The sequence below is a fragment of the Streptomyces achromogenes subsp. achromogenes genome, assembly GCF_000720835.1.
Classification (GTDB): Bacteria; Actinomycetota; Actinomycetes; order Streptomycetales; family Streptomycetaceae; genus Streptomyces; species Streptomyces achromogenes.
In genome coordinates, this window is sequence record NZ_JODT01000017.1 from 1 (window position 1) to 26,005 (window position 26,005).

At 72.3% G+C, this 26,005-nt stretch carries 27 protein-coding genes; 14 read left to right on the plus strand and 13 right to left on the minus strand.

Features of this window, described 5'->3' with window-relative positions; all coding sequences use genetic code 11:
* Positions 1-577: aminotransferase class III-fold pyridoxal phosphate-dependent enzyme (locus IH25_RS0117825; RefSeq protein ID WP_030610743.1), on the plus strand; the 577-nt coding region annotated here is incomplete at its 5' end.
* 152 nt (positions 578-729) lie between these two features.
* The gene (locus tag IH25_RS41220; protein WP_157846983.1) at positions 730-873 is read left to right on the plus strand and encodes a hypothetical protein; all 144 of its coding nucleotides are present in this window, start codon (positions 730-732) and stop codon (positions 871-873) included.
* A gap of 96 nt (positions 874-969) precedes the next feature.
* Here IH25_RS41220 and IH25_RS0117835 read toward each other — a convergent pair whose 3' ends face one another.
* Positions 970-2,109, minus strand: a complete 1,140-nt coding sequence (locus IH25_RS0117835; protein ID WP_030610745.1) for an FAD-dependent oxidoreductase — start codon at positions 2,107-2,109, stop codon at positions 970-972.
* A gap of 271 nt (positions 2,110-2,380) precedes the next feature.
* On the opposite strand from IH25_RS0117835, the gene IH25_RS37580 reads away from it, so the two are divergent.
* From IH25_RS37580 to IH25_RS39525, 3 genes are read left to right on the plus strand one after another with little or no spacing between them, the layout of a single operon-like run.
* Complete coding sequence (locus IH25_RS37580) at positions 2,381-2,956, plus strand: beta-ketoacyl-[acyl-carrier-protein] synthase family protein (protein WP_245172810.1); 576 nt, start codon at positions 2,381-2,383, stop codon at positions 2,954-2,956.
* Positions 2,863-3,135, plus strand: coding sequence for a 3-oxoacyl-[acyl-carrier-protein] synthase III C-terminal domain-containing protein (locus IH25_RS42300; protein WP_245172811.1), 273 nt, complete (start codon positions 2,863-2,865; stop codon positions 3,133-3,135). Before IH25_RS37580 ends, IH25_RS42300 begins: the two co-directional genes overlap by 94 nt.
* Complete coding sequence (locus IH25_RS39525) at positions 3,132-3,791, plus strand: glycosyltransferase family 2 protein (RefSeq protein WP_245172812.1); 660 nt, start codon at positions 3,132-3,134, stop codon at positions 3,789-3,791. The genes IH25_RS42300 and IH25_RS39525 overlap by 4 nt, the downstream gene beginning before the upstream one ends.
* A 5-nt stretch (positions 3,792-3,796) precedes the next feature.
* Here IH25_RS39525 and IH25_RS0117850 read toward each other — a convergent pair whose 3' ends face one another.
* The gene (locus IH25_RS0117850) at positions 3,797-4,792 is read right to left on the minus strand and encodes a DUF4232 domain-containing protein (RefSeq protein WP_051753980.1); all 996 of its coding nucleotides are present in this window, start codon (positions 4,790-4,792) and stop codon (positions 3,797-3,799) included.
* 218 nt (positions 4,793-5,010) lie between these two features.
* On the opposite strand from IH25_RS0117850, the gene IH25_RS0117855 reads away from it, so the two are divergent.
* Together IH25_RS0117855 and IH25_RS0117860 are read left to right on the plus strand one after the other, a co-directional pair.
* Positions 5,011-5,538, plus strand: coding sequence for a DUF6584 family protein (locus IH25_RS0117855; protein WP_030610751.1), 528 nt, complete (start codon positions 5,011-5,013; stop codon positions 5,536-5,538).
* Positions 5,539-5,649: 111 nt separating this feature from the next.
* On the plus strand, positions 5,650-6,474 hold the full coding sequence (locus IH25_RS0117860) for a phosphotransferase (protein ID WP_030610754.1): 825 nt from the start codon (positions 5,650-5,652) through the stop codon (positions 6,472-6,474).
* Between the two features lie 34 nt (positions 6,475-6,508).
* On the opposite strand, the gene IH25_RS0117865 is transcribed toward IH25_RS0117860, so the two are convergent.
* The 3 genes from IH25_RS0117865 to IH25_RS0117875 all read right to left on the minus strand — a co-directional run bounded on the left by IH25_RS0117865 (position 6,509) and on the right by IH25_RS0117875 (position 9,359).
* Positions 6,509-7,831: an FAD-dependent oxidoreductase gene (locus IH25_RS0117865; protein ID WP_030610757.1), complete on the minus strand. Its 1,323-nt coding sequence runs from the start codon at positions 7,829-7,831 to the stop codon at positions 6,509-6,511.
* A 246-nt stretch (positions 7,832-8,077) separates the two neighbouring features.
* Complete coding sequence (locus tag IH25_RS0117870; protein WP_030610760.1) at positions 8,078-9,154, minus strand: response regulator; 1,077 nt, start codon at positions 9,152-9,154, stop codon at positions 8,078-8,080.
* Positions 9,147-9,359, minus strand: a complete 213-nt coding sequence (locus tag IH25_RS0117875; RefSeq protein ID WP_342447366.1) for a hypothetical protein — start codon at positions 9,357-9,359, stop codon at positions 9,147-9,149. Before IH25_RS0117875 ends, IH25_RS0117870 begins: the two co-directional genes overlap by 8 nt.
* Positions 9,360-9,677: 318 nt before the next feature.
* Here IH25_RS0117875 and IH25_RS0117880 point away from each other — a divergent pair, with 318 nt between their 5' ends.
* On the plus strand, positions 9,678-10,418 hold the full coding sequence (locus tag IH25_RS0117880; RefSeq protein WP_030610766.1) for a VOC family protein: 741 nt from the start codon (positions 9,678-9,680) through the stop codon (positions 10,416-10,418).
* Between the two features lie 183 nt (positions 10,419-10,601).
* On the opposite strand, the gene IH25_RS0117885 is transcribed toward IH25_RS0117880, so the two are convergent.
* Positions 10,602-11,234 carry an invasion associated locus B family protein gene (locus tag IH25_RS0117885; protein WP_030610769.1) on the minus strand — a complete coding sequence of 211 codons (633 nt, stop codon included), beginning with the start codon at positions 11,232-11,234 and terminating at the stop codon, positions 10,602-10,604.
* A 148-nt stretch (positions 11,235-11,382) separates the two neighbouring features.
* Positions 11,383-11,883, minus strand: a complete 501-nt coding sequence (locus IH25_RS0117890; protein WP_030610772.1) for an Lrp/AsnC family transcriptional regulator — start codon at positions 11,881-11,883, stop codon at positions 11,383-11,385.
* 135 nt (positions 11,884-12,018) lie between these two features.
* On the opposite strand from IH25_RS0117890, the gene IH25_RS0117895 reads away from it, so the two are divergent.
* Positions 12,019-12,705: a nitroreductase family protein gene (locus tag IH25_RS0117895; RefSeq protein WP_030610774.1), complete on the plus strand. Its 687-nt coding sequence runs from the start codon at positions 12,019-12,021 to the stop codon at positions 12,703-12,705.
* 113 nt (positions 12,706-12,818) lie between these two features.
* On the opposite strand, the gene IH25_RS0117900 is transcribed toward IH25_RS0117895, so the two are convergent.
* Positions 12,819-14,150, minus strand: a complete 1,332-nt coding sequence (locus tag IH25_RS0117900) for a TolB family protein (protein ID WP_051753981.1) — start codon at positions 14,148-14,150, stop codon at positions 12,819-12,821.
* Positions 14,151-14,478: 328 nt separating this feature from the next.
* On the opposite strand from IH25_RS0117900, the gene IH25_RS0117905 reads away from it, so the two are divergent.
* The 3 genes from IH25_RS0117905 to IH25_RS0117915 all read left to right on the plus strand — a co-directional run bounded on the left by IH25_RS0117905 (position 14,479) and on the right by IH25_RS0117915 (position 17,061).
* Complete coding sequence (locus tag IH25_RS0117905) at positions 14,479-15,186, plus strand: lytic polysaccharide monooxygenase (protein ID WP_030610780.1); 708 nt, start codon at positions 14,479-14,481, stop codon at positions 15,184-15,186.
* A gap of 166 nt (positions 15,187-15,352) precedes the next feature.
* Complete coding sequence (locus tag IH25_RS41665) at positions 15,353-15,499, plus strand: hypothetical protein (RefSeq protein WP_167346029.1); 147 nt, start codon at positions 15,353-15,355, stop codon at positions 15,497-15,499.
* Between the two features lie 215 nt (positions 15,500-15,714).
* Positions 15,715-17,061 (plus strand): phytase, encoded by a 1,347-nt coding sequence (locus tag IH25_RS0117915; protein ID WP_051753982.1) that lies wholly within the window; start codon positions 15,715-15,717, stop codon positions 17,059-17,061.
* Positions 17,062-17,128: 67 nt separating this feature from the next.
* Here the strand turns inward: IH25_RS0117915 and xdhC are convergent, their stop codons facing one another.
* The 4 genes from xdhC to IH25_RS0117935 all read right to left on the minus strand — a co-directional run bounded on the left by xdhC (position 17,129) and on the right by IH25_RS0117935 (position 22,739).
* A complete protein-coding gene (gene xdhC / locus IH25_RS0117920) occupies positions 17,129-17,938 on the minus strand; it encodes a xanthine dehydrogenase accessory protein XdhC (RefSeq protein ID WP_030610786.1) in 810 nt (269 codons plus the stop codon).
* Between the two features lies 1 nt (position 17,939).
* Positions 17,940-20,387 (minus strand): xanthine dehydrogenase molybdopterin binding subunit, encoded by a 2,448-nt coding sequence (gene xdhB, locus IH25_RS0117925; protein ID WP_030610788.1) that lies wholly within the window; start codon positions 20,385-20,387, stop codon positions 17,940-17,942.
* Positions 20,384-21,847: a xanthine dehydrogenase small subunit gene (locus IH25_RS0117930; RefSeq protein ID WP_030610791.1), complete on the minus strand. Its 1,464-nt coding sequence runs from the start codon at positions 21,845-21,847 to the stop codon at positions 20,384-20,386. Before IH25_RS0117930 ends, xdhB begins: the two co-directional genes overlap by 4 nt.
* A gap of 394 nt (positions 21,848-22,241) precedes the next feature.
* Positions 22,242-22,739 (minus strand): nucleoside deaminase, encoded by a 498-nt coding sequence (locus IH25_RS0117935; RefSeq protein WP_030610794.1) that lies wholly within the window; start codon positions 22,737-22,739, stop codon positions 22,242-22,244.
* Positions 22,740-23,416: 677 nt separating this feature from the next.
* Here IH25_RS0117935 and IH25_RS0117940 point away from each other — a divergent pair.
* Together IH25_RS0117940 and IH25_RS0117945 are read left to right on the plus strand one after the other, a co-directional pair.
* On the plus strand, positions 23,417-23,947 hold the full coding sequence (locus IH25_RS0117940; protein WP_030610798.1) for a hypothetical protein: 531 nt from the start codon (positions 23,417-23,419) through the stop codon (positions 23,945-23,947).
* 60 nt (positions 23,948-24,007) lie between these two features.
* Entirely contained in the window at positions 24,008-24,862 is an 855-nt protein-coding gene (locus tag IH25_RS0117945; RefSeq protein WP_030610801.1) for an MBL fold metallo-hydrolase, read from the plus strand.
* A 32-nt stretch (positions 24,863-24,894) separates the two neighbouring features.
* Here IH25_RS0117945 and IH25_RS0117950 read toward each other — a convergent pair whose 3' ends face one another.
* Positions 24,895-25,797, minus strand: coding sequence for a helix-turn-helix transcriptional regulator (locus IH25_RS0117950; RefSeq protein WP_030610805.1), 903 nt, complete (start codon positions 25,795-25,797; stop codon positions 24,895-24,897).
* Positions 25,798-26,005 lie beyond the last annotated feature (208 nt).

Here is a 26,005-nt window from a genome sequence, read left to right on the forward strand (position 1 = left end):
GTGCGAGCGGCAGGACATGCTGCTCATCGTCGACGACATCCAGATGGGCTGCGGCCGTACCGGCGCCTTCTTCTCCTTCGAGGAGGCCGGCATCACCCCCGACATCGTCACCGTGTCGAAGTCGATCAGCGGCTACGGCCTGCCCATGGCGCTCACGCTGTTCCGGCCGGAGCTGGACGTGTGGGAGCCGGGCGAGCACAACGGCACCTTCCGCGGCAACAACCCCGCCTTCGTCACCGCCACCGCCGCCCTCCACATGTACTGGACCGACGATCAGATGGAGAAGCACACCCGGGCCCGTGGTGAGCAGGTCGGGCAGGCCCTGCTGGCCCTCTGCGACGAAAGCGGTGCCGAGGGAGCGCGCTGCCGCGGCCGGGGTCTGGTCTGGGGCCTGGAGTTCTCCCGGGCACAGCGGGCGTCCGAGGTCTGCCGGCGGGCCTTCGAGCTGGGCCTGCTGCTGGAGACGTCGGGCACCCGCAGCGAAGTGGTCAAGCTGCTGCCGCCGCTTACCATCTCCGCCGACGAGACGGACGAGGGACTGCGCACACTCGCCCGCGCCGTCCGCGACACCGGCTGAGGCACCGCCGGCGTAGTACCGAGAAGCGGTCACCGCGCACGCCGCGACGGAAGCCCCGGCCGGCTGCCGAAGTTCACCGTGCGGCCGGCGGCAGCCGTGCACCTGGCGCGGCAGCGGGCCACGGACGCACGGCGGTCCGCCGCCGGGACTGGATGCCCCACTCCGCTTACGGGCTGGGCGTGTTCGAGCTGGACCCGGCGGTGACCGGCGGACCGCGGCTGCGTGGCATGGCCGGCAGTATGTACGGGTCCCACCTGGTCGTCATCGGCACCCCCGACGGCGAGCAGGGGCTGTAGCAGGCTCCCCGGCCGCGTCGCCGCCACCACCGCCTGGGCGCCGGTCCGTCTCGCACCGGTACGGACAGCGCGGCACCGCGGCCAGGGGCTGCTACGTCAGCTCCGCCTGGTGTCCTGGCGGGACTCCTCGTGCTGGGAGTACGCGGCGATCAGGTCGTGGGGTACGGGGTCGTCGGCGCCGCCGCCTTCCATGGTGGCGGCCTCGGCGCTCCGGGGAAACATGGCCTGCTCGTACGCGTGCAGCGCGGCCTCGGGGTCGTCGGGGTGCGCGGCGAGGGCTTCGCCGAGTTCGGCACCGTCGAGCATGGCCAGGTTGGCGCCTTCGCCGTTCGGGGCCGACAGGTGGGCGGCGTCGCCGATCAGGGTCACCCCCGGCACGCGGTCCCACCGGTGCTCGGCCGGCAGGGCGTAGAGGCGGCGCAGGACGGGCGCGGTGTCGCTGTCGGTGATCAGTGCGGTGAGTTCCGGTGCCCAGCCGTCGAATTCCCGGGCGATCCGCGTGGTGGCCGCGGCGGCGTCGGTGAAGTCGATGGCGGCGAACCACTCCTCCGGTTCGGTCAGCCCCGCGTAGGCGTGCAGGGTGTCGTCCTTCTCCCGGTGGGCGAAGAGGTCCCGGTCCGGAGTGTGCACGATCATCGATCCGCCGCCGACCGCTCGCGCGCTGGCCGGGTGGCGGGTGTCGGCGTGGAAGAGGTAGGTCTCGACGACCGACTTGCCTGTGTACTCGGGTGTGGCGGCGGACAGCAGCGGCCGCACCCGTGACCACGCGCCGTCCGCGCCGATCAGCAGGCTCGTGACGACGGTGCCGCCGTCGGCGAACTCCACCTCGTACCGGCCCTCGCCGAGGGACCGGACGAGGCGGGCCTTGTGCCCCCATCGGACGGTCCCGGGCGGGAGCGAGTCGAGCAGCATCTGCCGCAGTTCGCCGCGCTGTACCTCGGGGCGTCCTCCCGTGCCGTCGTCGGCCTTGTCGAACAGGACGGTGCCGTCCGGGGCCAGCAGCCGCATCGCCTGACGGCCCTCCAGGACGAGGGCGCCGAACTCGTCCATCAGTCCGGCCGTCTTCAGGGCGAGTTGCCCGTTGTAGTCGTGGATGTCGAGCATCCCTCCCTGGGAGCGCGCGGCCGGGGAGGACTCCGCCTCGTAGACCGTGGCCGGTATCCCGTGCACGTGCAGGACACGCGCCAGCATGAGACCGCCGAGCCCGGCGCCGATGATCGTGACGTCAACCGCCATGGGAGTCTTCCTTCCGAGTACGGACCGCCGGGCGGACACCCGGCGGTCACCAACCTCCCCCCGCCGACCGACAAACCACCGACAGACCCCGCAGGACCACCGACAGATCGCCTCCAGGTCACCGACGCCGGGCGCCGGAGCAGGCGTCGGCGGAGCGTCCCCGGGCCCCGGCAGTGGGTTCGGCCGCCCCCGTCCCCGTGGCCGATCACCCATGTCGGCTGAGTACCCGTGCTCAGGCCCGCCGCCATGGTCGGCTCGTAGCGTCCCGTCCATGCGCATAGACCACGCTGCTCACGGCCCGGCACGGCGAGCGGGCATCACCGCGGCGGCTTCCTGTCTGCCGGAGCGGCAGGTGACGTCCCGGCAGCTGCGGGACCGGATCGCCGCGGCCTCCGGGGTGTCCCTGCCGCACCGGCTGTTCGAACGGGCCACCGGCATCGTCTCCCGCCGGACGGTCGCGGACGGCGAGTACGCCTCGACGCTCGCGGTGCGGGCGGCCCGCGACGCGCCGGAGAAGGCCGCGCTCGCCCCGTACGACGTGGACCTGCTGGTCTTCGCCTCCGCCACGCGGGACGTGGTCGAACCGGCGACCGCGCACATCGTCCAGGCCACACTCGCCTCCCGCGCCCACGCGCTGGACGTGACCAACGCGTGCGACAGCTTCGTCAACGGCATCGACACGACGCGCGATGATCCTCGCCGGCCGGGCCCGCCGGGCCCTGGTCGTCACCCGGCACGTCGGTGCTCGACCGGATGCGGCACCGCACCGGACTGGCGTGGAGCGACTTCCGGCACATCCTGGCGCACCAGGTCACCGTGCCGTACCTGGAGCGGTTCGTGGAGCTAACCGGCGTGCCCCGGGACCGGCTCGTCGTCACGGTCCCCGAGCCGGGGAACATGACGAGCGCCGCCCTGGGTGTGCAACTCGACCGGGGGTACGAGGGGTTGCGCCCGGGTGACCGGGTCCTGTTCGTGGGCCTGGGCGGCGGCGTGAGCATCATGACGATGGTGTGGGAGAAGGCATGAGCGCCCTGTGGGTGGTGGTGCCCGCGCACCAGGAGGCGGCGCGCATCGGCGCGACGCTGGACGTGCTCGCGACCCAGCGCGACCGTGACTTCACCCTCGTCGTCATGGACAACGCCTCCACCGACGGCACCGCCGCGATCGCCCACGACTTCGCCGCTGGGCGCCCTTCCCGGTCCACGTCCTCAGCGAGCCGGAGAAGGGGGTGGGCTGCACGGTGGACACCGGCTTCCGGTACGCGATCGGGCACGGGGCGACGCTGCCGGCCCGCACCGACGCCGACTGCCTGCCGCGCCCCGGCCGGACGGCCGGTGCCCGCGACGCCCTGCGGCACGGCGCGGGCCTGGCGTGCGGACGCGTCGACGTGCGCCGCGACGAGCACGGTCCGCCGGGACGGGCCGCCTTCCGCGCCCTGGTCCGCGCGGCCGCGTGCTTCGGGCGGATACGCCCGGCCCACCGCCGCCGCCACGGCTACCTCACCCCGTACCGGATGCACACCGGCAACAACATGGCCGTCACCGCCGCGCGGTACGAAGCCGTCGGCGGCATGCCCCGCCGCCCCTCCCCCACCGACCCGTCCCTCCACCGGCAACGGTCCGTGGCGGGCGGACGGCATGGCCGGGGCAGGACGGTCGGCTCGGCCCCGGTCTGCGGCGTGACGGGCTCAACCGGCGCCCTGGCACGTCCTGTCGGGGCAGGACTGGCGTTCCGCCTTTTCCCACGGTCTGACTCCGAGCTTTCCGGTGGTTCCGAGGTCCAGGTGCGGGGTCACCGTCACCGGTTCGGCGCCTTCCCGCGCCCGCACCCGCACATGGGGCACGTTCACCGGCGTGCCGAATCCGGTGGTGTTGCGCCAGACCAGGGCGGCGGTCGCCGACTCGCCGGGTTTCAGTGTGACGGGCCGGGGCGGTTCGTCGGGCCCGTCACCGGGGGTGATCTCACCACTGCCGTGGAGGATCCGGACGCCGTCGACGGGCCGGAGCGTGTCGTCCAGGAGTTCCAGCAGCGGATAACCCTCGACGGTGTAGGCGCGCTTGCCGCAGTTGTCGAGGTGCAGGCCCACGACGCGCAGCCCCATGGCCGCATCGCCCTTGTCGGCGCTGACCCGGATCCCGGAGGCGGGACACGTGCCAGGTCCGGCCGGCGCCTCGCCGATGGGAACCTTGGTCACCTGGAACACCTTGGCCCCCGTCACCCGAGGCGCCGCCGACGGCAGTTGCCCCGCCCGGACGGTGCCCCGCACGGTCTGTCCCGGACCGACGTCGCGCACGGTCTCGGTCTGGAGGGCCACGGCTCCGCCGTCGCCGCTCAGGAAGGTGAAGACGACCGAGTAGGTCCACGCGTCGGTGCCGTCGTTGGTGACCTCGTACGCCGCGGAGACTCCCGAGTCCGATCCGGTGGTGAGCCCATCGACGGAGAGGGAGTCACGGGTGGGCGACGGGGAGGCCGGCGGGAGGGTCAGCGAGGTGATCCGTACGCCGTCCTTGCCCGGGTCGTCGATCCGTGTGCCGTCCCGGGACGCCGTCGCGCGGGCGTCGGTCCTCCCGGTCTCCTCGTGCTCCGTCCCGCACGCCGTGAGCAGCACGGCGGTCGCGGCCAGGGCCGACAGCAGGGGAAGGGGCGCGGCGAAAGCGGGGCGGAGCTCGGCGGGTCTGCGCATCCGGCCATCCCATCAAGGCAGGCGCCCCGCGTGTGTCGCGCAGGTCACAGTTCCGGTCACAAGGGTGTCACGAGTGGCGCGGGGAGGCACCAAGAGCCCGTCCCGCCACCGTCGTTGGACCGCTTCGGTGAGGTTCGGCCGATGCCGCCGGGAGCGAGCGGGCGGTGGGCGGCGAAACCAGGTCGCCGTGACTCCGTGCGGTAGCCGATCATACGTTCATGCCTCTGAGTGAGACCCTTGCCCGAGTCGACGCGGACCTGTCCGCCGGCCGGGTTCCTCTCGCGCGCCAGCGTTTGCGCGGTCTCGTGTCGTCCTTCCCGTACGATCTGACGCTCCGTCGGCGTCTGGCCGAGGTGTACCGGCTCTACGGCGACGCCGCCGAGGCCGGACGCTGGATGTATCTGGAGGAGGACCGCGATGCCGAGGAGACCGCCGCCTTCGAGGCGCGGTACGGGTCTCCGGCGTGGCGGATGAAGGCCCTCGCCTGGCGCGGCCCCGAGGCGCTGGCCGCCACCGCCTTCGCGGAGCGCGAGCTGGTCGCGGTGCGGACCGCCTGCGCCGAGGAGCTGGGGCGCTCCGTCGACTGGGACGACCCGGACTCCTACCGGGACGGCCTGGAGGAGGAGTCCGAGGACCCCTCGCAGCCGTGGTCGGTGGGCGGTGTACTGCTGGGCGCCGGCTGCCTGGTGGCCGCCCTTGCGTTCCTTGCGATCTGGGTGATCGGAGTCGTCGCCCTCTTCGACTGAGGCGGACCACCGGGGCCGGCGGGGGCGTGGGCCGGCCTTGGTTCGGGCAGCCGGTCACCTCGGGCGCTGTTCGGCCTCCGGCCAGGGCGATCCGGCGGTAGCGTGATCGTCATGACGGTTGAGGGCGAGGCGCTGGTCGGTGGGATGGCGAACGCGGGGGCGGTCTTCCGCCGCGGTGCGCTGGTCGAGCGCCCGGCACCGCGCAACGCGCGCGCCCTGCATGCCTACCTCCACGCGCTGAGGGAGCACGGATTCGACGCGGCGCCGGTGCCCGTCGGTCTCACCGCGGACGGCCGCGAGCAGCTGACGTTCGTCCCAGGAGACGTGGCTCTGCCGCCCTACCCGGACTGGGCGATGACGGAGGGCGTCCTCGCCTCGGTGGGGGTCCTGCTGCGGCGCTTGCACGAGGCCGGCGCGGCCGTGGCCGTCGACACCCGTGCCGAGTGGCCCCGGGACCTGGCCGACCCGGAGGGGGGAACGATGCTGTGCCACAACGACGTGTGCCCGGACAACGTCGTTCTCCGCGACGGCCGTGCCGCGGCCCTGATCGATTTCGACCTGGCGGCCCCGGGCCGTCCTCTGTGGGACATCGCCATGACCGCCCGCTACTGGGTGCCCATGCTCGATCCCGAGTCGGCGGCCGCCTTCTACCCTTCCGGGCTGGACGTGCCCGCACGGCTGCGGGTCCTCGCCGACGGTTACGGCCTCTCGGCGGCGGACCGCGCGGAGTTGCCCGGTGTCATCGAGCAGGCCACGCAGGTGTGCCGGGCCTTCGTCGCCCGCCGTGTGGCCGACGGTGACCCCGTCTATCTCCGGGCGCTGGCCGAGCGTGGTGGCTGGGAACGCTGGGACCGCGTGCGGACGTGGCTGGCGGACCACCGCGAGGTGTTCACGGCCGTCCTGCTGAACCGACCGGAACGGACCGGACAGTCGTAGGGCAGGCGGAGCTGTCCCGTACGGACCGCGACGATCAGTGGAGTCCCGACAGGACGCGCGCCGTACGCAGGAGAAGGCGAGGGCTCGTGAGCGCGCGCGGATGTTTGCGCATGTTCACCACGGCCATGAACTCCTCGTTGACGGCCCGGTCGATCACGGATGCCTCCACGACCTTGTCACCGACCCAGCGGAGCAGCCGGTAGCCCGGAGGGTACGGGCCCGTCACATGCGGCTGGGCGAGGTCGGCGACCGCGGAGACCTTCCATGCGGCGTCGACGACGACGCCGAGCCGCCGGAAGTAGTCCCAGGCCGGCGCCTGCGGAGCGGCCCCCGAGCGCAGGTGGGCCGACAGTGACGAGGCACCGAGCGTGGCGAGGGTGAGCCCCTGGCCGTAGACGGGGTTGACGGAGGCGACGGCGTCGCCGACGGCGATGAGGCCGCCGGGGAAGCGCCCGAGGCGGGTGAAGTCGCGCCGTCGGCTCTCGGGGAAGTGGAACGTCTCGATGTCTCCGTCCCACCGGCAGCGGTCGGCCACTTCACGCAGCGGGGCGACACACCGGCGCATGCGTCGCAGGAACTCCTCGGGGTCCCGGCCGGGCCGGTAGTCGCCGTAGCCGACCAGCACCACGGACCACCGGCTTCCCTCGACCGCCACGAGGGCGCCGGGCTCGCTGAGGCGCTGCTCGTAACCGTTGGCGGGGCCCGGTGTCGCATGGGCGACCACCGTGCCGGGAAGTTCGTCCCCGCGGTGGAACGTGGCGGTGGCGTAGCCGAGGTCCACCCTCATCCGCTCCATGGGCGGGCTGTCCCAGCCGTGCTCGACCAGCCATGTGCCCAGTCGGCTGGAGCGGCCCATGGCGTCGACGACCAGGTCACCGCTCAGGTCGGCGAGGGCGGCGGGCCGCGCGGTGTCCTCGGCGGGCAGCACCCGGACGCCGCACACCCGTGCGCCGTCGAAGACCAGGTCGCGGACCTGCGCCGTCACCACGGTGACCTGGGGCAGGGCCAGGACGCGCCGCCGCACGTGCTCCTCGAGGAACGGCCTGGTGGCGCCCAGCAGAGTGTTGTCCGGCAGGCAGGCCTTCAGTGCTCCATCGACGTAGTACTGCACCTGCGGGCCTCGTCCCACCTGGGCGCCGCCGGCCACGAGTTCCTCGGTGATGCCGGGCAGCCAGCGGTCGAGCTGCGCATGGCCCATCGACAGCAGGGCGTGCAACTGCCGTCTGTGCGGAGCGCCCTGGCCCGCCCCGTCCGCACCGTCGGGATCCACGACGACCACTTCCTCCGCGTGGTCGGCCAACACGCGGGCCGCGAGCAGCCCGGCGAAACTCCCGCCCATCACGATGGCTCGTCGCACCTCGACCCCCTGAAGCAGGCTCGCCCTGAAGCAGGCTCGCACGGACCCGGCTCGGTCGGCGCGCCGAGCCCCGGCCGATGTCACGCCCGACAGCGACTCCACCGGACCCGTCGACTCCACCGGGCCCGTCGGCACCCTCACCCTAAGGGCTGGGCGCCGCCCGCGTACGCCCGTCCCTCCACCAAGTCCGAAATCGACTCCTCCAGTTCATCCGGGTGAGTTACCGGTGCCGTGCCTGCAAGCCGTCTACCGGCCTTGTCGCTCCAGGTAGATGGAGGTGAACACGGCGACCTTGGCGCGCAGGGCCCAGGGGTCGAAGGGCTTGCTGATGTAGTCGACGGCGCCGGCCGCGTACCCACGGGCGGAGTGCTCGGACCCCGTGCCCATGGCGGTCAGGAAGATGATGGGCACGTCCCGCGTCCTCGGGCGGCGTTTGATGTGGGCGCAGGTCTCGTAGCCGTCCATCTCCGGCATCTGCACGTCCATGATGATGACGGCGAAGTCGTCGTGGTCGAGCAGGGCCTTGAGGGCCTCCCGGCCGGAGGAGACGGTGACGAGTTCCTGCTCCAGCGTCGCCAGTACGGCGGTCATCGCCAGCAGGTTGTCCGGCTGGTCGTCCACGACGAGGATCTTGGGCATGCCCTGCCGTCCCGTCGGCAGCACGGCCGTCGTGGTCTGCTCTACGGCGTCCAGCTGGCGTTCGAGCAGATCGCAGCGGTCCTCCGCCGCGGCGCGCTGGGCCTGTGCCTCCTTCAACGCCGCGCCGAGCCGCTCGACTTCCAGCCGGAGCGCGTCGCGCTCCTGGATGAGGCCGTAGACGTCCGGATGCGCCTTGGCGAACTCGTCCGCTCGCCTCTGCTCCGCGATGCGGTCGACTTCCAGCTGGTTGAGCCGCGTCTCCAGGTCGGCGATGCGCTGTGTCCGGTCCAGCAGGGCGTCGCCGAGGACGTCCCCGCGGACGCTGGACCGCCGGGACACGTGGTCGGCGTCGGCCAGTTGCCGTTCCAGGATCTCCACCGCGTGCTTGGGCGACGAGGCGGCGTCCACGGCCGATCCGTACAGGCCCCGCACCAGCTCGATGGCCTCGGTGGTGACCGCGGTGCCGCGATGCTCGGCGACATCGGCGAAGAGGTCGCTGATGACCTGCCAGGGCGGTAACCGGGTGCCGTTGAGGTACCGCGAGACCGTGCCCGGATCGAGTCGGCGCCGGGCGGCGTACCGGCGGACGGACACATCGAGGCTCTCGAACAGCTCGCGCAGCGCCTCGGCCAGTGCCCGGGAAGCCTCGTTCAGGTCCTGTCCGAGTGGTCGCAGTTCACCCATTGCTCTCCCTCTCGGCCGGGCCGGCGCCGATGGAGGCCGGGGGCCGGGGGGCGTGGTCGTCGGCGGCGATGAGGCGGTTGAAGAACGGCACGGCCAGTCCCGTCGCGGCGAGGCCCGCGAGCAGGCTGCGGGCCGCTCCTTCCCCGGAGACCGCCGTCAATCCGCTCGCCGTCGCGCCGGTGAGCAGGGCGAGCAGAAGTACCAAGGCTGATCTCGGTGACAACAAAGGACGGTCCACCGCGCGCTCCATTCATGCGACCCGCCGCTGTCCGACGGGACGTGCCCTCCCCCATCCGGCCGATCGCGGACGGTGGGACCAGGATGGACGAAGCGGGGGGCGTTGCGGTCCACGTCGCGGAAGTGGGGCGGCGCACACCGCGTGTTGCGCGGACGTTGCCGCCACTCGTGCCACCGTCCTGGCCGGTCGGAGGCGTGGCGCGTGATCCGTTGCCGGAGTGTTGCTCCGCAACGGTGCGCGACGGGCGGGTGGGCCGGAGTGCTGGGGGTGCCTAGGATCGTCGGCATGGGACTGCGGCCGGTTCAGGTGAACATCAAGGCTCTCGACAGCTCGGCGGTCGGCCGGTTCTGGGCGGAGGCGCTCGGCTGGACCGCTTACCACCCCGGGGTGACCACCTATGTGGGCCCCGCCGGCGGCCTCGTCTGGCCACACCCGACGGCCGTCGGCGTCGATGTCGTTCCCGTCCCGGCGCTCAAGTCGCCGACGAAGAACCGCGTGCACCTCGATCTCGCCACCACCTCCGCGGCCCATCAGACGGAGTTGGTCGCGCGCCTGCGGTCTCTCGGTGCGAAGCCGGCCCAGGTGGGCCAGGGGACCGTGCCGTGGACGGTCCTCGCCGATCCGGAGGGGAACGAGTTCTGTGTGCTGGAGCCCCGGGAGGCGTACCGGGACACCGGGCCGGTCGCCCGGGTGGTGGTCGACTGCGCGGACCCACGGGCCATGGCGCGGTTCTGGGGTGAGGCGATGGACTGGGTCCCGCACGAGGTGTCCGACGAGCGGGCGGTGTTGCGCTCCGCCGAGGGCTCGGGGCCCTTTCTCGTGTTCCTCCGCACGCCCGACGTGAAGACCGTGCCGGACCGGGTCCATCTCGACCTGCTGCCGTACCCCGGTGACGACAAGGCGGCGGAGGTGACCCGGCTGCGGGCTCTGGGGGCCACCGATCTCGACCTCGGTCAGGGCGACGTCCCGTGGACGTGTCTCACCGACCCGGAGGGCCACGAGTTCTGCGTCCTCGCCCTGTCATGACGCGAAGGCCCGCCTGCCCGGCGCGGGGGCGGCGCGCGGTGTGACGCGGAGCCGTGCCCGGTACCCGGACTCGTAGCGGAACGCGGGCGGGCCGGCCGCCCACGGGTGGGCGGCCGGCCTCTTTCCATCCCGGCACGTGACCTTCGTGCCGTGCCGTGCCGGCGACGGGCGACGGGCGACGGGTCAGCTGACGACCTTGAGCTGCTTCGGCCAGCCGTACCGGTCGGCCGTGCGGAACAGGTCCCTGATGTGGTTCGGCGTGAGCTTGATGCAGGCGTAGGAGTAGTAGTCCCGCACGCCGTCCCAGCGGTACGGGTTGTCCTGGCCGGGCAGCTTGGCGCCCTGCTCACCGTCGGGCTTCATCTCGCTGTGGATGAACAACTCGGTCCGCTTGGTCCGGCCGTCCTTGCAGTACTTGTCCTGGACGTGGATGGCGTAGCCGTTGATGCCCTTCTTGCCGCCTGCCTTGTGCTTCTCGTGCCCGAGCACCTTGTACGAGCCGTTGGGCAGCCAGCCCCGCATCGGTGCGCACTCGCCCTTGCTGCCGTTGCCGGAGCCGGCCCGGTAGCTCTTGATCACCTTGTCCTGGCCCGGCACGCTCTTCATGTAGGACAGCTTCGACTTGGTGGGGTCGGACTGGTTCTTGTCGAAGAGGAAGTAGTACGTGCCGGTGCTGCCCGCGGCGGCCCGCGAGACCGCGGTGCCGGACACCGCGGCTGCCTGCCGGTCCGGGGCCGCCTGGGTGGGCTGGGCGACGGCCGCCAGGCCTCCCGTCAGCAGGATGCCCGTCAGCGCCGCTGTCGTCAGTCGCTTCACAGTGGAACTCCTTCCGTGTGGAACCCCCGTCCGGGGAGCGGTTCTCATCTTGGGAGGCCGGCCGTGTCACGAACCTTGGACGGACCTTGCCCACAACCTTGAATCACTGGTCGGGCGATGCGTGGGGAAGGGGGAGGGCACGGCGTGATCAGTGGTGTGCGTCCGGCTTCTCCGGCAGACCGGCCAGCTCGTCGACCAAGGGCTGGACCCGGTAAGGGATGAGCGCGCTCAGTGCGATGACCGTCGTGCTGCGGCGGACGCCCGGCACCTCGAGGACGTGGTCGATCACCTGTTGCACATGCTGGTTGCTCGTGCCCGCGATGCGGCACCAGATGTCGCCGGGGCCCGTCACGATGCGCGCCTCGAGGATCTGCGGCACCGCCCGCAGGCGCGCGGCGATCGCCTCGCGGGCCGGCTGGTCCACTTCGAACGTGGTGAACGCCTCCACCACATGGCCGAGGGCGGCGACGTCCACGTCCGGTCCGTAGCCGGTCACCACGCCGGAGCCGGTCAGCCGGTCGAGCCGCGCCTGCAACGTGCCGCGCGCGACGCCGAGTTGGCGGGCGATTTCCAGCAGGCCCGCACGCGGGTGCTCCCGGAGCAGGCGCAGCATCCGGCCGTCCAGCCTGTCGAGTCCCTGTCGTGCCACCGTACCTGCCGATCTGCGACCTCGGAGACACCTTCACGCCTCGTTTTTTGTCAGATTAGCAAGGCAATCAAGAGTCTGTTGCGTATTCGTCTGCCGGTGACCCACGCTGTGGCTCCCCGTCCACGAGGAGCAGTCGTGAGGCAGCACACCCACCCGTTCGTTCCCTACCGGCCCGACCGTTACGACGAGGCCGAGATGGTCCGGCGGGGCAAGGACTTCGTGTCGTTCCTCGAACGTCGGCGCAGCGTACGGTTCTTCAGCGACGAGCCGGTGCCCCGCGCGTGCGTCGACCTCGCCATCGCCGCGGCGAACACCGCCCCCTCCGGAGCCCACCTCCAGCCCTGGAAGTTCGCCGTGATCGGTGACGCCGAGACCAAGCACCGTATCCGGGTCGCCGCCGAAGAGGAGGAGCGGGTCAATTACGAGGGCGGGCGGATCCCGCCCGAGTGGCGCGCCGCGCTCGCGCGCCTGGAGACGGACTCGGACAAGGGCTACCTCGATGTCGTGCCGTGGATCGTCGTCTGCTTCGCCGAGAAGAGCACCGCGATGCCGGACGGTTCGCTGCGCAAGAACTACTACGTGAACGAGAGTGTGGGCATCGCCTGCGGCCTGTTCATCGCCGCGCTGCACGCGATGGGGCTGAGCACCCTGACGCACACACCCAACCCGATGGGGTTCCTCACCGAGATCTGCGAGCGGCCCGGCAACGAACGGCCCTACATCCTCTTCCCCATCGGCTACGCCGCGGCCGACTGCGAGGTCCCGGACCTCACCCGCAAGTCTCTGGCAGAGGCCACCGCCGAGAGCCCGGGGATGCGCTGACCCTGTCCGCCGCGGCCGGCGGGAGCCTCGGCAAGTGAGCGCCCCGGCCGGTGGGCGCCTCGGCCGGTGGGCGCCTCGGCCGGTGGGCACTTCGGCCGGTTGGCGGGCCGCCCTCAGCGCGGACGCACGACGAGGATGTCCCGGTGGCCGTTGACGTCGCCCGGCACCAGGCCGTCGTCGTGCGGGAAGGCGACGGTGCGGCCCCCGGCGTCCGCGGTCACCTCGTACGTGCCGGTGGGGCTCTCGGTGCCGTCCACGCCCACGTCCAGCCGCCGTACCGCGCCCGTGCGCAGGTCCTTCGCGAACACGTCGGAGGCGCCGTTGGTGTCACCCGGCACCAGGTTGTCCGCGGCGGAGACGAAGAACACCCGCCGCCCGCCCGCGCTGAGCAGACCCCACCCTGAACTGTCGTGCGCCTGCGTGCCGTCGGCGGCGGTGCTCACGCGCCGGGTGGTGCCGGTGGCCAGGTCACGGACGAACACATCGGCGGCGTCGTTGGTGTCACCGTCCACCACCTCGGCCGACGGGGAGGAGAACACCGCGTAGCGCCCGTCCGGGCTGAGGCCCGTCGTGGGCGACGCCGGCATGCCGAGGGTGTTGCCGTCGCGGTCGACGGCGGCGGGCACGGTCTTCCCGGTGCGGGTGTCGTGAACGTAGAACCACCAGGGCCTCGGCGCCCTCGGCTCCCGCCCGGCCGACCCGCGCGGCGGGTACCACATCCGGCGGAACCCGATCCTGGTGCCGTCCGCGCTCATCGAAGGTGCCAGGGAGGTGCTGGTTCCCTGGAGGTGGTCGGTGAAGACGCTGACCAGCCGCGTGGTGCCCCTCGCCCGGTCGTACACGAACACGTCGATCCCGCTGTTGGTGTCCTGCGGCACCAGGTCGTCGCGGTAGGAGGCGTACGCCACATAGCGGCCGTTCGCGCTGATCACCGGGTCGTAGCTGTTCCCCGGGACCCCGCCCGGGTTGGCCACGACGGCCTCGGTGCGCCCGGTGGCGCGGTCGTGCACGAAGACGTCCCAGGCACCGGGCATGTCGCCGGGGGCGAGGTTGCCGGCAACGGAGTCGAACGCGACGTAGCGTCCGTCCGCGCTCACCGAGACATGTGACGCGGTGGCGTCGGCCTGGCTGCCGTCACTGGCGACGTCGACCCGGTCCACGGCGCCCGTGCGCAGGTCCTTCACGAACACGTCGGCGAGGCCGTTGGTGTCGCCCGGCACCAGGTTGCCGGCGTCCGAGAGGAAGGCCACGAAGCGGCCGTTCCCGCTGAGCACGGCGCCTTGCGAGTCCCCGACGGCCGGGGTGCCGTCCGCCGCCGTGCTCACCACCGCCGGCCCCGGATCCGGCCCCCCGCCGCGCGCCTGCGGTACGGCCGCCGCCGGAAGCACGCCCGCGGCGCAGGCCAGCACCACCACCGGTAAGACGGCCGGTCCCCGGAACCGCATGTGTCCTCCCCTGCCCGCGCCCGAGCCGGTCACCGCCGCCGGAACGCGGACGGCGCGACCGGACGACAACCCCCTGCTGCCCTACGGTCCGAGCCGAGCCAACCCCGGCCCGCCCGCCCGGGTCAACAGACGATCCGGCCACCTGGCCTCAGGACCAACAGTTCGCCTTGTCCAGCCTCTTGACCGAATCCGGTCGGCGACTATGGTCTAGACCTAACGGGAAAAGGTCCAGACCTTTCGGCCCGCGCCTCGGCTCGTCCCGTACGGCCGGCGAGCCCCGGGCCGCACACGCGACGGTTTCGACTCACACCGAAGGAAGTGGCACGGCATGAACACAAAAAGACGAGCGGCTCTCACGATCGGCGCGCTGATCGCTCCGGTGCTCGCCGTCAGTCTCCCGGCGAGCACGGCCAGCGCCCACGGCTGGGTGACCGTGCCCACGAGCCGGCAGCAGCAGTGCGCCGAGGGCACCGTCGACTGCGGCCAGATCAAGTACGAACCGCAGAGCGTCGAGGGGCCGAAGGGCCTGCAGAGCTGTAGCGGCGGACACGCGGAGTACGCCGAGCTCGACAACGACAGCAAGGGCTGGAAGGCCGCGCCGGTCGGCACCACGGCGACGTTCACCTGGCACAACACCGCCCGGCACGCCACCTCCACCTGGCAGTACTTCATCGGCGGCCAGAAGATCGCCGAGTTCGACGGCCGTAACCAGCAGCCGGCCGCGGACGTCAGCCAGCAGGTGAACTTCGGCGGCTTCACCGGCCGGCAGAAGGTGCTCGCGGTCTGGAACATCGCGGACACCGGCAACGCCTTCTACTCCTGCGTCGACGTCAACATCGGCGGCGGCAGCGACGGTGGCAGCGGCGGCGGTGGGGACACCTGCGCCGCGCCGGCCTGGGACGCCGCACACGTCTACAGCGGTGGCGACACCGTCTCCTACGGTGGCCACACCTGGCGCGCCAAGTGGTGGGTGACGGGCGACAAGCCCGGCACCACCGGCCAGTGGGGTGTCTGGGAAGACCTCGGGGCCTGCTAGACCACACTGCCGGGCCCGCCGGCGCGCGCACGGGTTGGCGACCACCGAAAGGCACCCTTCGCCGGGCCGATTCCCGACCGGAGGAGGGTGGACCGCCGGTCACCGGGTATCCGGTCATCCGAGCGGTGCTCCGGAAGAAGCGGGGCACGACGACGGGAGGAGCGTCATGGCCGGAGTTGTCGAACGCATCAAGCAGTTCGCGCGGAGTCCGCAGGGCCGGCGAACGATCGAGCAGGTGCGCAGGAACGCCGCCGATCCGCGCCGCCGTGCTCAGGCGCGGGATCTGGTGCGGAAGCTGCGCGGTCACCGCTGAGCCCCACGCCGCACACGGGCGGCGGGCCCGTGTCCGAGCCCCGCGGCCGGTGCGCCGGTCGCCCAGGCCGCGAACAGGACGTCTGCCTGACAGAGAGCGCTTCGGGCAGTCGTCCTGTTGTGTGATGAACGAGAGTTGGCCTGCAGTCGTCCGGTCCGTGACCAAGTGTCCAGCTCATGGTTCCCTGAAGGCAAAGTTCTCCCTCCAAGATCGGCATGTCCGCGACACCGACCAAGGAAGCGCTTGTGAGAACGCATCGCACTCCGCGTAAAGCCGCCGCCCTCGCCCTGGGTGCCACCCTGCTGGCCCTCCTGACCGCCGCCCCCGCCGGGGCCGACGACAAGGACCTGCCGACGGTCACCCCGACCAGCGAGACCCCCGCCCTCTACGACGACGAGGCGGGCGGCGACTCCGACGCGGACGACCCCGCGATCTGGCGCAACGCGGCCGACCCCGACCGCAGCCTCGTCATAGCGACGGCGAAGAAGGGCGGCCTGCGCGTGTACGGCCTGGACGCCCGGCTGGTGCAGTCGCTGCCCGCGCCGCGTCCGCCGGCGCAGGACGACGCCCCGGGCCGTTTCAACAACGTCGACCTCGTCACCGGTCTGAGCACCCCCGCCGGCCGGACCGACGTGGCCGTGGTCAGCGACCGGGGCAACGACCGGCTGCGGATCTACCGCATCGACCCGTCGAAGCCGAGCGCGCCGCTGACCGACGTCACCGACCCGGCCGCCGCCCCGGTCTTCTCCGCCGACCAGGCCGAGATCAACGACCAGCGCACCGCGTACGGCCTCGCCACCTGGCGGGACAAGGCCACCGGCCGCTCCTACGCCCTGGTCAGCCAGCGGGAGCGGACCCGGCTCGCCCTCCTGGAACTGACCCCGACCGCACGCGGCACCGTCGGCTACCGCAAGGTCCGCACCCTCGACCTCCCGGCGTCGTTCCGGCTGCCCGACGGCACCACCTGGTCCCCCTGCGCCGAGCCCGGTGAACTCCCCCAGGTCGAGGGCATGGTGGTGGACCCGGCCACCGGCACCCTGTACGCCGGCCAGGAGGACGTGGGCATCTGGCGGCTGCGCGCCGATCTGACCGACCGGCCGGTCCTGGTGGAGAAGGTCCGCGAGTACGGCGTCCCCGGCGTCTACGACGAGACCACCGAGGAGTGCGCGGCCGGCGCCGACCCCGGTTTCGGCGGCGAGCACCTGACCGCGGACGTCGAGGGCCTGACCCTGCTCCAGGAGTCCGACGGGGACGGCTATCTCCTCGCTTCCAGCCAGGGCGACAACACCTTCGCCGCGTACGACCGCGAGGTGAGCGAGGACAACGAGTACGAGGGCGGCTTCCGGGTCGGCGCGGCCTCCGCGACGCTCGACGGGTCGGAGGAGTGCGACGGCGCCGCCGTCCTGAACGCCCCGCTGGGCAGCCGCTACCCGCACGGCCTGCTGGTCGTCCAGGACGGCCACGACACCCCCGGGGTCCCCGACGGCCAGGGCGGCACCCGTACGGCGACCGGCTTCAAGTTCGTCGACCTGGGCGACGTGGTGGACGCCGCCGACCTGTGACGCGAGGGTGCCCCGCGGGTGTGCGTTCGCACGCCCGCGGGGCACTTTCCCCGTGCCGGCGGGTGCGTCAGTTCCCCTCGGTTTCGAAGGTGCGGAGCAGATCCGCGGCGACGCTCACGGCGATGGTGGCCGGTTCCTTGCCGGTGATGCCGGCCAGCCCGATCGGGGTCTTGATCCGGTCGATGACGGCGTCCTTGTGACCGCCCTCGGTGGCCAGCCGTTTGCGGAACCGCGCCCACTTGGCCGCCGACCCGATCAGCCCGATGGAGCCGAGGTGGGGGGTGCGCAGGGCGGCGTCGCACAGCGCGGCGTCCTCCGCGTGATCATGGGTCATGATCAGGATGTGGGTGCCGCGCGGCAGTTCCTCCAGCACCTCCTCGGGCAGCAGCGGGGTGTGATGCACATGCACCTGTGCCACCGCGTCCGCCAGCACGCCGAGCCGCTCCTCGGTGAGGATGTCGGAACGGCTGTCGATCAGATGGAGGTCGAGGTCCTGACGGGCCAGGATCCGCGCCAGTTCCAGCCCGACGTGCCCGACGCCGAAGATGGCCACCGCCCGGACCACCGGCAGGGGTTCGAGCAGCACCGAGACCGTGCCGCCGCAGCACTGCACGCCATGCTGGTTGGTCACCTTGTCGTTCAGGGCGAAATCGATCAGCTCCGGCTCCGGCACGGACGCGGCGATCATCTCCCGGGCCCGTTCGATCGCGACGGCCTCGACATTGCCGCCGCCGATCGAGCCCCACGCCTCGCTCCGCCCCACCACGAGTTTCGCACCGGCGTCGCGCGGCGCGTGGCCGCGCACGGTCGCGACGGTCACCAGCACGCCGGGCTCCCGGCGTGCTCGCAACCGCGCGACCGCGGCGACCCACGTCATGTCAGGCACCGTGCAGCGCTTCCGCGCCGGTCCGGTCCCCGCCCTCGGCGACCTGCCCGTTCCCGGCGTGGCCGCCCACGGTGACACCGTCGCGGACCTGACCGTTCCGGGCGGCGGCGCCCCGGCGAGCCGCCTGGACCGCCCAGTACACCGCCTCGGGCGTCGCGGGCGAGGCCAGCTCGACACTCGCCCCGCTCGGCCCGAACGCGGCGGCGGCCTGCCGCAGCGCTTCCCGCACCGAGAACGCCAGCATCAGCGGCGGCTCGCCCACCGCCTTGGAGCCGTAGACCGCGCCCTCCTCGGTGGCGTTCTCCAGCAGCGTGACGTTGAACTCCTCGGGCATCTCCGAGAAGCTCGGCAGCTTGTAGGTGCTGGCGGCCTGGGTCAGCAGCCGGCCGCGGTGCGGTCCGTCCCCGGCGTCCCAGCGCAGGTCCTCCAGCGTCAGCCAGCCCGCGCCCTGCACGAAGCCGCCCTCGACCTGACCGATGTCGATCAGCGGGGACAGGCTGTCGCCGACATCGTGCACGATGTCCACCCGCCGGATGCGGTACGCGCCGGTGAAGCCGTCCACCTCCACCTCGGTCGCGGCGGCGCCGTGGGCGAAGTACTTGAACGGCGAGCCCCGAAACGTCTTGGCGTCCCAGTGCAGCCCCTCGGTCCGGTAGAAACCGGCCGCCGACAGCTGGACCCGCTGGAAGTACGCCGTGCGCACCAGGTCGTCCCAGGCCAGCTCCTGGTCGCTGCCCAGCAGGCGCGCGACGCCTCCGACGATGCGCACGTCCGAGGCATTGCCGCCCAGCCGGCCGGCGGCCACCCGCAGCAGTCGCTCGCGCAGCTGCTCGCAGGCGTTCTTGATCGCCCCGCCGTTGAGGTCGGCCCCGGAACTGGCTGCGGTGGCCGAGGTGTTGGGCACCTTGTCGGTACGCGTCGGGGCCAGCCGCACCTTGTCCAGCGGGATGCCCAGGGTGGTCGCGGCCACCTGCATCATCTTGGTGTGCAGGCCCTGGCCCATCTCGGTGCCGCCGTGGTTGATCAGGACCGAGCCGTCCTTGTAGATCAGCACCAGCGCGCCGCCCTGGTTGAAGGCGGTGAGGTTGAACGAGATGCCGAACTTGATGCCGGTGAGGGCGAGCGCCCGCTTGGTGTGCGGGTGCGCGGCGTTGAAGGCGGCGATCTCCCGCTTGCGGTCGGCGACTCCGGCGTCGTCCTTGACCTGCTGCCAGACGGTGGCGATCCGTTCGGCCTGCGTGACCGGCTGTCCGTACGGCGTCGTCTGGCCCTGGCCCGGCCGGTAGAAGTTGCGCTCGCGCAGCTCCATGGGGTCCAGGCCGAGCCGTGGGGCGCAGCGGCCGAGGATGTCCTCGATCACCAGCATGCCCTGGGGCCCGCCGAAGCCTCGGAAGGCGGTGTTGGAGACCGTGTTGGTCTTGGCGATGCGGCCGGCGACGCGCGCGTTGGGGATCCAGTAGGTGTTGTCGATGTGGCACAGCGCGCGGGCCAGCACCGGCTCGGACAGGTCCAGGCTCCAGCCGCCGTCCGCGACCAGGGTGGCGTCCAGGGCCTGGATACGGCCCTCCGTGTCGAAGCCGATCTTCCACTTGGCGTGGAAGCCGTGCCGCTTGCCGGACATGGTCAGGTCCTGCGTCCGGTTGAGCCGGAACCGCACCGGCCGGCCGGTCAGCTTGGCGCCGAGCGCGGCGACGGCCGCGAAGCCGTGGGGCTGCATCTCCTTGCCGCCGAAGCCGCCGCCCATCCGCAGGCACTGCACGGTCACCTCGTGGGCGGGCACGCCGAGCACGTGCGAGACGATTTCCTGGGTCTCCGAGGGGTGCTGGGTGCTGCTCTGGATGAACACCTGCCCGTTCTCGTCGATCTGGGCCAGTGCCGCGTGTGTCTCGAGGTAGAAGTGTTCCTGGCCGGAGAACTGGAACTCGCCGGTGAACACATGCGCGGAGTCGGCGAAGCCGGCGTCGATGTCACCGGTCTCCATCAGGGGCTGGGCGCCGTGGTAGCTGCCGGCCGCCATCGCGTCCTGAAGGGTGATCAGGGAGGGCAGCTCTTCCAGCTCCACCTCGACGGCCGCCGCGCCGAGCCGGGCCGCTTCCAGGGTCTCGCCGAGCACCCAGGCGACCGCGTGGCCGTAGAACATGACCTCGTCGGGGAACAGCGGTTCGTCGTGCTTCATCCCGGCGTCGTTGACACCGGGCACGTCGGCGCCGGTCAGCACGCGCACCACGCCGGGCACGGCGAGCGCGGGCTCGGTGCGCAGTGCGGTGATCCTGCCGTGGGCCTTCATGACCTGGACCGGGTAGGCGTGCAGCACGTCCTTGGTGCGCCAGACGAGGTCGTCGGTGTAGAGCGCGGTGCCGGTGACGTGCAGGGCCGCGCTCTCGTGCGGCATCGGCACGCCGACGACGGGGTTCTCGGGGCGTTCGGACAGATGGCTCATGACGGCACCGCCTCGGTGTTTCGCGCGTACAGCTTCAGCAGGCTCTGGCCGAGCATCGCGGAGCGGTAGTCGGCGCTGGCGCGGTGGTCGCTCATCGGCGTGCCCTCGGCCCGCAGCACGCGGGCCGCGGCGTCGACGGTCTCCGCCGCCCACGGCTTGCCCTCCAGCGCCTCCTCGGTGGCGAGGGCGCGGATCGGGGTGGCGGCCACGCCGCCCAGCCCGATGCGTGCCTTGCGGACGACCCCGTCCTCGATGTCGAGCGCGAAGGCGACCGCGACGCTGGAGATGTCGTCGAAGCGCCGCTTGGCGATCTTGTGGAAGGCCACGACCGGGGACAGCGGCAGCGGGATGCGCACCGCGCGGATCAGCTCGCCGGGACGGCGCACGCTCTGCCGGTAACCGGTGAAGTACTCCGCCAGCGGAACCTCGCGCTCACCGTCGGCGTCGGCGAGCACCAGCGACGCCTCCAGTGCGAGCAGCACGGGCGGGCTGTCACCGATGGGCGAGCCGGTGCCGAGGTTGCCGCCGAGAGTGGCGCCGTTGCGGATGAGCCGGGAGGCGAACTGCGGGAACAGCTCGGCCAGCAGCGGGACCTCACCGTCGAGACGGCGCTCGATCTCGGTGAGCGTCAGCGCCGCCCCGATCTCGATGGCGTCGGACTCCACGCGCAGTTCCCGCAGTTCGGGCAGCCGGTCGATGGCGACCACGCAATCCGCCCGGCGGGAGCGGATGTTCACCTCCACGCCCCAGTCGGTGGAGCCGGCGACCACCACGGCGTCGGGCCGCTCGCGCAGCAGCCGGAGCGTCTCCTCCAGGGTGCTCTTGCGTACGAACGCGCTGTCGTCCTGGGTGTACTCGGTGGCGGCCGGGGCGGGCGGGGCCTGCTCGCGGCGCCGCGCCAGCGGGTCCTCCTCGGTGGGCGTACCGACGGCGAACGCGGCGTCGCGGATCGGGCGGTAGCCGGTGCAGCGGCACAGGTTTCCGCTCAGCGCGTGCAGGTCGAACCCGTTCGGTCCGTGCTCGGCGTCGGTGTGGCCGTCCGTGTCCGCGTGCGCGCAGCGATCGGGCCGGTAGTACTCGGCGGCCATGCTGCAGACGAATCCCGGGGTGCAGTAGCCGCACTGGGAGCCGCCGCGGACCGCCATCTCCTCCTGCACGGGGTGCAGGGTGGACGGCTTGCCGGGTTCGCCGGCGGTGGCGAGGCCCTCGGAGGTGACGACCTCCTGGCCGTCGAGCGCGGCGACCGGGACCAGGCAGGCGTTGACCGCCACCCAGTCGGTGGGCTTGTTCACCCCGGGCCGGGCCACCAGGATCGAACAGGCGCCGCACTCACCCTCGGCGCAGCCCTCCTTGGTGCCGGTGAGGCCGCGCTCGCGCAGGAAATCCAGCACCGTGGTGTGCGGTGCGGCCGGCGAAATGGGTGTCTCTTTCCCGTTGACCGTGATCCGCGCCGCTACCATGACAGGCCTTCATTCCGGTGCGCGATCGATCGATTCATCATGTTCGCCAATTTCAGGCAGCTTTCTGTGCTCAGACGCGCCACGTGAGAGCAGCGGGCGCAAAACGACACGTGAGAGGACGTGCCGGGATGTCGTTTAGGAAAACTTGAGACGTGCCACGCACGGGCACACCTGAACGGCCTGTTCAGCAGCCGTGTGCGAGGCGACCCGGAACCCAGACCGTGCGGCGAGCGAGGCGACCGAGATCAGAGCTGATGTACATCGGCTGGTCGCCTCCTTTCGGCGGTTATGGTTCGACGTATCGACGTATACCGCAAAATAGTGGCTGGGGACACGGAATTCAAGTGGTCGATCCCCGGTTATTCACCCGGTGCGGAGGTTCCGTTTCCGTGGGTCAGTAGTCGATGCGGTCGGACTTCGCGATCCACGCGTCGAACGGCGCGGTGCGCTCGGGCAGGTCCAGGTGGGCGACCTGCAGGGGCCACGCTTCGGTGGGCCGCTTCTCGAACAGGTCGTAGAACTTGCGGTCGTCGAAGCCGGCCACCGCGGCGTCGTTGCGGTCGGCGCAGTACACGAGCCGGTCCAGGCGCGCCCACAGGGCGGTGGACAGGCACATCGGGCACGGCTCGCACGAGGTGATCAGGGTGCAGCCTTCGAGGATGAAGGTGTCCAGTTCCCTGCAGGCGGCGCGGATCGCGTTGACCTCGGCGTGCGCGGACGGGTCGTTCGTCGCGGTGACCTGGTTGTGGGCGGTCGCGACGACCAGGCCGTCCTTGGCGATCAGCGCGCCGAAGGGACCGCCGCCGCTGTTGGCGCTGTCGGTGGCGACGGCGATGGCCTGCCGCATCCATTCCTGCTCGTTCTGCACGAGGGTCGCGGTGTTCACGGTCACGGTTGCTCCTTGTCGAATGCCGTGGGGTGGGGTGCGGGTACCGTCGGGGAGGCGGTGGCACCCGCACGAACAGGGGTCCGGCCGGACGCGGCGGAGGTGCTCCGGGGGGACCGGGTGCGGAGGGGGCCCGGGCCCGTGGGCGTCGCCGGCGGCGGTCCCGGCGGACCTGGTGGGCGTCGGCGCGTTACGCCGGGTTCGCCGACGACAGGCGGCAAGCCGATGCGGGCGGTGAAGCGGTGGCCGCGGCCGGTGACGAGCCCGGCGGTGCCGTGCTCGTCGTGGATCTCGGCGGGGCGGCGGTGGACGTGACGGCGGAACGATGCGCGAAGTGCCGACAGGGCAGCGTCTTCGACAAGGCCTTCCCCCTTCTTCGCCGTTCGGGCTTGTCAGAGCAGTACACAGCGGGGCGGAGGAATCAGCCAGGCGCCGAAAACATGAAACGTGGGCACCGCGGGACCCTCCGCTTGTAGGTTTCTACGAGTGCCGGTCCGGCCCGGTGTGGACGATGGAGCCGTCTCGCCTGGAACGTCGCTGTTCGCCGGGGGTGGGACGCTTCGTCGGGAAGCATGGGCCACCGGCCGGCGGCTACCGGCCACCACGAGCCGGGCGGCCACCGCACATGTGCCGGCTCCGTCGCGGGTGCGGTAGGGCTCCCGGTGCGGGGGTACGCGTGCGGCATGATGAAACGTGCGCTGTGGCCGGGGCTGCTGGCGGGCGCGGCCGGGGTCGTGGCGATGACCCTGGGCGAGAAGGCCGAGCAGCGCTTGACGGGCCGGCCGAGCTCATACGTTCCGGCGCGCACCCTGGAGCGGCTGACGGGCATGTCCGAGCGGCCAAAACCGCCACGGGCGGTGAACTGGGCGATGCACTACGGGCAGGGCGCGCTGCTGGGCGTGGTGCGGTCGGTGATGGCGCAGGCCGGGCTGCGCGGGCCGGTGGCATCGGCGCAGTTCACCGTGGTGAGGCTGACCAACGACCAGATCCTGGAGAACGCCACCGGGGTCGGCGCCCCGCCGCGGACCTGGCCGCGCGCGGAGCTGCTGGTGGACCTGGTACACAAGGCCGTCTACGGCTTCGCCACCGGCGCCGTCGCCGATGCCCTGGCGGCCCGCTCCGGCCCCGGCCCAGGCCAGCGGCACGCGGCACAGCGGCCGGGCCGGAAGACCGGTGCGGGACCGCTCCCCCGCCACGAGGCGTACGGACACTGAGCGAGTGAGGGCGGCCGGGGTCTGGGCGCCGGCGGCTCGGGCGGAAGGAGTGGGTGATCCATGGCCCTCACCGACGGGTTCACCGGCGACGCGCTCGATCTGCGGTTCATCGGCAATGCCACGGTGCTGCTGCGGTACGGCCCGGTGACCCTGCTCACCGACCCGAACTTCCTGCACCAAGGCGAGTACGCCTATCTCGGCTACGGGCTGCTGAGCCGACGCCTGACGGAACCCGCCCTCGCCCCGGAGGACCTGCCCCGCGTCGACGGGATCGTGCTCTCCCATCTGCACGGCGATCACTGGGACCGCAGGGCCCGGCGGTCCCTGGACCGTACGATCCCGGTCCTCAGCACTCCCCATGCCGCGCGCCGCCTGAGAGTGCTGCACGGTTTCCGGCGGACGGCGGGGCTGCGGACCTGGCAGGGGCTCACCCTCGAACGGGGAGGGGTACGGGCCACGGTCACCGCGCTGCCCGGCCGGCACGCCGGGCACCCGGTGCTGCGCGGGCTGCTGCCACCCGTGATGGGCAGCATGATCGAGTTCGGTGCCGTGGGCGGACCGGTCCGGCTGCGGCTGTACGTCTCCGGCGACACGCTCCTCTACGACGGCCTGGAGGAGATCGGCCGCCGTTTCCCGGCCGCCGACCTGGCCGTCCTCCATCTGGGCGGCACTCGCCTGCCGGGCGGCTTCCTGGTCACCATGAACGGCGCGCAGGGCGCCGAACTGGTCCGGCGTCTTCGCCCCCGCGCGGTCCTGCCGGTGCATTACGAGGACTACACGGTGATGCGTTCGCCCCTGTCCGCCTTCCTGGCCGAGGCCGGCCGGCTCGGTCTCGGTGACCGGATCGTGCCCTGCCCGCACGGCGGCCGGGCGTGTCTGCCCGCCGGCCCCGGAGCGACTCCCATGGTCGGCTAGCGGCGAGCGCGCGCCCGGCCGGTGCTCCGCGGTCAGGAGGACGCGTGCGGGAGCCGCTCGCCGTGGGTGCCCGCGGGCACGGTCGTGTCGAGCAGGAGCAGGGCGTCGTGGTCGGGGGTGCCGGGTTCGGCGGTGTAGACGCCGAGGCGCTGCCCGGGGGTGCCTTCCAGGTGCATGGGCTGGGAGGTGAGGGTGATGGTCCCGACGCGGGGGTGGCGGAAGGTCTTCCGCGCGGGCTTGCGGCCGGTGACCTCGTAGCGCTCCCAGAGCCGGGCGAAGTCACCGCTCTTGAGGAGGAGTTCACCGACGAGGCTGGTCAGGTCGGGGGCGTCGGGGGCGGTGCCGGCGACGGCGCGCAGGCGGGCGACACAGCCGGTGACCTGCCGGTCCCAGTCGGGGAACAGGTCACGGGCCGCGGGGTGGAGGAACAGGTAGCGCGCGAGGTTGCGGTGCCCGGCCGGCCAGTCCTCCAGGCCCGCGTAGAGGGCGAGGCCGCCGGGGTTCCAGGCGAGTACGTCCATGCTGCGGCTGATGACATAGGCCGGGTTCGGGCGCAGCGACTCCAGCAGCAGTTTCAGGTGCGGGCGCACGGTGCGGCTCGGTGCGGGCGGTGGTTCGGGCGCGTACCGGGCGGCCCGGGCGGCGAGCTCCCGCAGGTGCTGGTGCTCCTGGTCGTCCAGGCGCAGCGCGCGGGCGAGCGCGTCGAGGACGGCGGGGCTGGGGCGGGTCTCCTTCCCGCGCTCCATCCGTACGTAGTAGTCGACGCTGATCCCGGCGAGGGTGGCCAGTTCCTCGCGCCGCAGCCCCGGGGTCCGGCGCAGGCCGGGGCCCACGGTCAGGCCGACCCGCTCGGGGCTGGTCCGGGTACGGCGGGCGCGCAGGAAGCGGCCCAGTTCCGCGCCCTCGCTGCTGCCGGTGGGGTGTTCGGATGCCATGTCCTCAGTTTCACACCGCCGTGACCCGGGCGGCGGCGCGGTGGGGGGCCCTGTCGTTACCCCCCGACAACCCGGTCTGGCAGGCGGCCTGCCAGGGCGCGACGGTGGACAGGTGCCGGGCCGGGACCGCGGCGGGCACCGACACCTCTGGTCGTCGCCGACGACCACCCCGCCCGGCCGGCGCCCCGCCCGGCCGCCGTCCCGTCCG